We start from the raw sequence: 5,885 nt of genomic DNA, 5'->3' as shown, positions 1-5,885 counted from the left end.
CAAGCATATCAGAAGCCGACCGCACCACCCTATGACACTTGGTAAAATCGAACGGTTCTGGAAGACGATTCTTCAGGAGTTCCTGTTTCGTGCCCAGTTCGACAGCTTTGAAGATGCCCAGCAGCGAATTGCAATCTGGATAAATTACTACAACCACCGTCGTCCTCACCAGGGAATAAAAGGGCTGTGTCCTGCAGACCGCTACTTTGAAATCCAGAACGAACTCAAGAAAACCCTTGCTAAGGGAGTCGAGGAAAACGCACTGGAACTGGCACTGCGCGGCAGACCCAGGGACCCTTTTTACATGGTGGGCCGGATGAATGTGTCATTCAGCATTGAAATTTGACCCTTTTCCGCTTTGAATATTGACCCCTTTGCGCTATGAATCGCCGAACACTTTCTGTTTTAAAAAGCTTTTCATATTAAATAATTAAGAGATTTAAAACGAAATGATATTTAAGCCAATGGGGTCAACCTTGGACGCCGATTGGGGGTCAATTTTCGACGCTGAATGACAATCTGCAGTACCGTCTCTTCATCACTCAGGGTCAACTTATGCTTGATGATCATCGCACCGATCACCAGGCGTGCATCTTTTCCCGGACGCCCCTTATTGGGATTCATCGTCTTGTAATAACATGCAGCCAAGTCGTCCCACGGGATAACTGCGCTCCATTTTACCCACCGGTTCTTCGGATTCAGTGCACCGCCAAAGGGAAGGCTAAATCCATCCAGGGTGAGTTGCTTACTGCTCGTATATTGGATCATGTGCAAGCCTTTTGAGGAATATCCTGTTAAATTTCTACACATTATACACGATTCAGCGGTTTTATGCTCGCGATTACCGACTGTTATTCGTTACTGAGGAGAATCGAATTATGCATTCAAACAGATCAAATCGGAACTATCTCAGGTAAAGAAAAAAAGTCTAAACTATTTCAATTTACTGCTACAGTGCCCACCCTTTCATTACAAGCATGTCCTCTATGTGACTGCGGATCAGTCGTCCCACATCGTTCGGATCTTCGTCCGGATTGCCCAATGCCGAAAGGATGCGGCTATGGATATCGAGACTCTGTTTGCAATAGGCGTGAGTATATTTATAAAAATACCGTAAAATCGTCCCGCGCAGGCGCATGTCCTGGATCATGTCGATCAGCAACTGGTTACCACTGGCCGTAATATATACAAGGTGAAACCAGTCGTGTTTTTTGAGAAACAGCTCTACATCACCGTTATGCGCCGCATCATGCATGCCCTCAAAGTGGTTGGCCAAATCATTTTTGTGCTTTTTAGTCATAAGACCGTGGGCCTCCCGTGCCGCCAATCCCTCTAACGCCGCAAGCACCGGGTAGTGTTCGTTGATGTCTTTACGGTTGATGTTCTTGACAAAAGTCCCCCGTCGAGGCCGGATTTCCACTAAGCCTTTTTTTTTCAAATCTCGGAAGGCTTCCCGAAGGGGCGACCGGCTTACACCAAAATGATTCTGCAATTCGGTTTCCACTAAACGATCTCCACCTCGAAGGCTTCGATTAAGGATGTCCTTCGTCAGGGTTTGAGATATACGCTCAGCCAGACTAGCTCCATCGAGATTAGTTGGGACCATAATTTTTTTCCTTTAACAATGCATTAATATTTTTGATTACCACCAATCTTCAGCAAGCGATAAATTGTACTGAGGAATCGGTGATGATTTACAAGCGTGATAAGAGCTGGTTCAGTTTGTTTGAACAGTCAGTAGCTGTTTCTTAGGTGGATTTCCTGCCCTTTTTATGCAATCAAAGGTCTCCCCTTGGTAAGTTTTCACACAGTAACATACCGTTTTTTGTGGACGTCAAGTCCTATGTAATGAATGGTTTCCATGTGTTCCTCCTGATGAGTCTGACTTGTGACTGCCGACTTTTACCCTATAGTTCATTATGAACGTTTGGCCTGTAGGAGGTTTTTGTTTTCTACTTATTCATTCAAACAGCAGTGGCTGAATATATCAGTTTTGCTTAACTGGAAAAAAACTTGAACACCTTTTCCTGAGTTGGTGGAAGATATCGTTAATGGAACGATTTATCAAGATAACCGCATTCGAACTCAATCACCATTGCTGTCTGATCCCGGTTGCATCTCCTGAATACGTTTCATGAGCGATTCTGCCTTTTTTTCAGAGGAGACCGTTCCGAAGGTAATCTGCGGCGTCCTGTCTAGAAAGCTCATGGCTCCCATAAAGACTTTGAATCGATCGGAACCAAAATAAGTATCCCATTGCTTCAAAGATGACCATCTCTCGATCAAGCAGTAATGGTTTTCGCATCCTATTTCTTGATAGATGTTGTAGTTGAGACACCCACCTTCTTTTCTGTTGAGATCAAGCAGGGAATAAAGCGTCTGAAGGATTTCTTTTTGATTCCTGGGTGGCACATAGATTTTTGTAATGACAATAAGCATAACCTATTCTCTATTCCGGATAAGCAGTTGGAGTATTTCGGTTTTCCGGTGAACGGATACAATACTTTTTGGCATCGAGATAATTTTTGTCCGTGAATTGAAGATAAGGGCATGCAAATCATTTGCCAAGTTTTTTTTATATGAAAAAAACAGTGTAACCACTTAATACTCATGGAGTATAGATTTGGACGAAAACTATCCAGGGCTCTGTTGCACAGCGCATATGCGTTATATATCACGTTTGAAAACAAGTGATATATTGCTTTATACGTGATATATCGACGAACCAACGAACGGTAAATAAGGCGAGCAGATAGATTATTGTGGGGTGGACGGCCTTCGGATGCCGAGTTTTTTCATGCGGGAACGCAAGGTTGAAGTTTTAAGCCCGAGAATCAATGCGGCTCCCTTAGGGCCATCGATTCGCCAGTTATTCTCCTTGAGAACCTGAATAATGTAATTTCGTTCCAACTCGGAAAGCGTTGTCCGCTGGGGTGTTGACAGAAGTTCGTCATTGTCAATAAATGTCTCTTCGTTACCAGCTTTTATTTGATTGAATTCAACGGCCCCGGAGACATCCCTCATTCGTAACATAGGCCCATTGTTGTTGATGACAGCGCGTTCTACAGTGTTTTCAAGCTCACGAACATTCCCAGGCCATTGGTAACCCTGCAGCTTTGCTATGACATCTTTGGAAATGCCTGTAATTTTTTTACCCAATTTTTTAGTAAATTTCTGGACAAACCAGTTGAGCAGCAAAGGGATGTCGTCCGTTCGTTGCCGAAGGGGAGGCACTGTAATTGGGAAAACATTCAACCTGTAATACAAGTCCTGCCGAAAACGGCCTTCCCGGACTTCATTGTAAAGATCTTTGTTTGTTGCCGCGATGATCCGCACCTCCACCTTAATGGTACCGGTGCCGCCGATCCGTTCCAACTCTCCATCTTGGATCACTCGAAGTAATTTTGCCTGGAGGTCCAAGGGAAGTTCTCCAATTTCATCTAAAAAAAAGCTGGTGCCATGAGCCGTTTCAAAGCGGCCTGGTTTTCTTTTGTAAGCACCTGTGAACGCGCCTTTTTCATGACCGAACAATTCACTTTCTATCAGCATTGGCGAAAGTGCTGCACAATTGACTTTTACCAAAGGCCGATTCTTTCGTGTACTCTTGTTGTGAATGGCCCGGGCAACCAGCTCTTTCCCCGTTCCGGTTTCTCCAAGAATGAGAACAGTCGTATCGGTTGGCGCAACCTGTTCAATTTTGAACAGGACATGCTGGAGCGGTGCGCTTTTTCCTATCATTTCATGAAAGCCAAACTCAGAGTCCAGTTCATCGCGAAGATAATTATAGTCAGACTCAAGTTGCGCCTTCAAATGCTTGATTTTGGAGAACGCTTCAATCAATGCAAGAGCGGATTCAACTCGCGTCAAGGTGCTGGAAAAAATTTCTCCGATAAGTCGGCATCTCTGGACAATTTTATCGGGCAATACTTTCTTGTTGCGAATCGAGCTGAATGAAAGCGCTCCTATCAAGGTTCCCGAAGCCATCAACGGGATAACAAGGATTGACTTGTCGCCCACGCTCATCAGTATTTTTTTGTCATGCTCCGCCTCGGCCGGCAAATCCTCGATCGAGGAATAGGTAAGAATGTCCCCTTTCCTGAGTTTATTTTCCATCCATGGGAAATCTCTGCCGGAAAGGCTGGGCATATTTTCAATGCCCGATCTGGACCAGAAATGGGTCAGAAAAAAATTGGATTTTTCTATATTTAATTGATACAGTGTCGACCGGTCCATATCGAGGAACTCGACCAATTTCTGCAGGGCCGCTTTGATATTCGTATCTATTGCTTTTACAGGTAGATTGAGAAACCTGGTCGAAATTTCGGAGAGCAACTCCTCAAATCCCAAAGCTCGATCAATCTGGTTGTAGATACCTTCTCGCATCAACACATTGCCGAAAATCATGGACAGGTAGCTGAGTTTTTCAAGCAGCACCTGCGGCCAGTCGCTCGCCGATCGAAAAACATCAAATGTCAATACCCCGACAACATCATCCCCAACCTTTAGCGGTAAACCCAAGTGGGCCTTGATCCCCATTTTCTTCATGTACTTTTTCTCAAGCACCCATTCCTCCGGCACATCTTCCGGTTGCGAGACAAAAACCCGTTCTCCTTTTCTGAGTTTTGCGATGTAAGAAGGCATCTTGAACGAAAAATTTTTGGCTAAAGGGGACTGAGCCGCAGGAATGGTGTATGAGTTGGCAGGAAGGAGTCGTGTTCCGTCGGTCGAAAATTTCAACAGCGAGCATCGATCAATTTTCAGGTATTCAACAATGAGCCTTAACCCTTTTTCGATTTCTTCTCTTACCTGGTTTACGGGCAGATCGATGAATTTGGTCGCCATTTCAGAGAGAAACATTTCAAAACGGTAATTATCTTCCAAAAAGTTTTTTGATTGCTCACTGTATTTCAGATTCATTTCAAAATTTTCTCCGAAAACGATGCAATAACATGCAACAGGACGATTTTTTTGTATGCCTCATCTGTTTTTTCAGTCCGTAAAACAAATTTTACAGCAAATCGCTCGCAAATCACCCAAATCCCACCAAGCATACGCGCGATATATAGCGCAAAGTGATATTTCGCAGTTTATTTGCGCGCTTTATATCGCGTAAGACAAACATGTCAAGCGCAATGATTATTAGGCATGCAAGAATAAACATATTCAATTCATAAAGTTATGATTCAATTAACGACCCAAATACTATCTGGCACAAAGATTGTATATATTCAACTTCAAAATGATCCGACGCTTCAAGAATCGTTAAGAGTTTCAGATCGACAATACCCGATTAAAACGAAAACCGATAGTGGCCTTTGCTGATGATTTATCAAATTCCAAAAAGAGAACCTGTGTCGACAGGTTTGAAGACCCATTTACATTCGTTGGCATTAAAGCGAAAGAACTCACCATTACCAAGGTTTTAGTTGTGCAGATGTTCAACAGGGAGAGCATGCAGGAAACGTGTAGTAACAACAACTCACACTAAGGAGGTTGATTCGATGAGGAGAAAAGCCAAAAAGGTTTTGTTGTATTCGGGGGCAGCGATGCTGGGTTGTCTGTCGGCGACAACCGGCGCGTACGCGCTTAATTTTGATCTTGGCAACGGGATCTCCCTTGACTGGGACACGACCCTGCGCTACTCGGTGGCTCAACGTATTGAGGATCAGGATAAGAAATTGATCGCCGATCCGAACAGTGATGACGGCAACCGGAACTTCGACCGGTGGAGCCTGATCAAAAATCGCTTCGATGTGCTTACCGAAGCAGACCTCAATTTCGGCGAAGTGGGTCCCCTCTACAACTTCGGCCTCTTCACCAGGGCTCACGGCTGGTATGATTTTGTATACAACCAAAGCAACGACCACGATTCCCCCCTGACCAGC

General features: G+C 44.3%; 5 protein-coding genes and 1 pseudogene. 2 read left to right on the top strand and 4 right to left on the bottom strand.

Translation table 11 applies throughout. The features are described 5' to 3' along the window. Nucleotides 1–346, top strand: a 346-nt coding sequence (locus BLQ17_RS21485; RefSeq protein WP_143005603.1) for an integrase core domain-containing protein, incomplete at its 5' end; no start/stop codon positions are given. Between the two features lie 170 nt (nt 347–516). Here the strand turns inward: BLQ17_RS21485 and BLQ17_RS21480 are convergent. The 4 genes and pseudogenes from BLQ17_RS21480 to BLQ17_RS21465 all read right to left on the bottom strand — a co-directional run. After that, nucleotides 517–768, bottom strand: a pseudogene (locus BLQ17_RS21480) (IS5 family transposase); the annotation flags it as partial. A gap of 181 nt (nt 769–949) precedes the next feature. Then, complete coding sequence (locus BLQ17_RS21475; RefSeq protein ID WP_092226278.1) at nt 950–1,606, bottom strand: GntR family transcriptional regulator; 657 nt, start codon at nt 1,604–1,606, stop codon at nt 950–952. Between the two features lie 479 nt (nt 1,607–2,085). Beyond that, the gene (locus BLQ17_RS21470; RefSeq protein WP_092226276.1) at nt 2,086–2,439 is read right to left on the bottom strand and encodes a putative quinol monooxygenase; all 354 of its coding nucleotides are present in this window, start codon (nt 2,437–2,439) and stop codon (nt 2,086–2,088) included. 318 nt (nt 2,440–2,757) lie between these two features. Beyond that, entirely contained in the window at nt 2,758–4,917 is a 2,160-nt protein-coding gene (locus BLQ17_RS21465; protein WP_092226274.1) for a sigma 54-interacting transcriptional regulator, read from the bottom strand. A gap of 584 nt (nt 4,918–5,501) precedes the next feature. On the opposite strand from BLQ17_RS21465, the gene BLQ17_RS21460 reads away from it, so the two are divergent. After that, nucleotides 5,502–5,885, top strand: a 384-nt coding sequence (locus tag BLQ17_RS21460; protein ID WP_143005602.1) for a DUF1302 domain-containing protein, incomplete at its 3' end; no start/stop codon positions are given.

Origin of the sequence: Desulforhopalus singaporensis (assembly GCF_900104445.1) — a bacterium.
GTDB lineage: Bacteria > Desulfobacterota > Desulfobulbia > Desulfobulbales > Desulfocapsaceae > Desulforhopalus_A > Desulforhopalus_A singaporensis.
Note: the sequence above shows the minus strand (reverse complement) of the source record. Positions and strands in the feature narration are given on the sequence as shown.

Bases quoted from the DNA above. Each gene is read 5' to 3' on its own strand.
- BLQ17_RS21475 (WP_092226278.1), bottom strand. From the start codon at position 1,606: ATGGTCCCAACTAATCTCGATGGAGCTAGTCTGGCTGAGCGTATATCT.
- BLQ17_RS21470 (WP_092226276.1), bottom strand. From the start codon at position 2,439: ATGCTTATTGTCATTACAAAAATCTATGTGCCACCCAGGAATCAAAAA.
- BLQ17_RS21465 (WP_092226274.1), bottom strand. From the start codon at position 4,917: ATGAATCTGAAATACAGTGAGCAATCAAAAAACTTTTTGGAAGATAAT.